This is a genomic window from Flavobacterium xizangense (assembly GCF_054075145.1).
The window spans coordinates 1-247 of sequence record NZ_JBSIPG010000247.1 but is presented as its reverse complement, the minus strand read 5'-3'; the positions used below and the strand labels follow the sequence as shown (position 1 = coordinate 247).

The following is a 247-nucleotide window of genomic DNA, read 5'->3' as shown; positions in this document are numbered from 1 at the left end:
CAAACAACAGAGCACAATATGGCATGAGCGAAGATATTTCGACTTACTGCGATTATATTACTTATTTCGGATATGATTTTGGAGGAAACTGGTACGATAAAACGTGCTACAATGCTCCATTATATGCAAGCGGAAATACAAATGATCCATTGTACGGTGCAACACAATCGGAATCATTAGACGAGTTAACCAATCAATACTTGAACGTAATTGGTTTTCCTGCGAACAAATTAATCATGGGATTGCC

Annotated in this window: 1 protein-coding gene; it reads left to right on the top strand. The window is 37.7% G+C overall.

Translation table 11 applies throughout. The annotated features are described in order from the left end of the window. On the top strand, nt 1-247 hold a 247-nt coding region (locus ACWA1B_RS23300; RefSeq protein ID WP_456911055.1), incomplete at both ends, for a glycosyl hydrolase family 18 protein.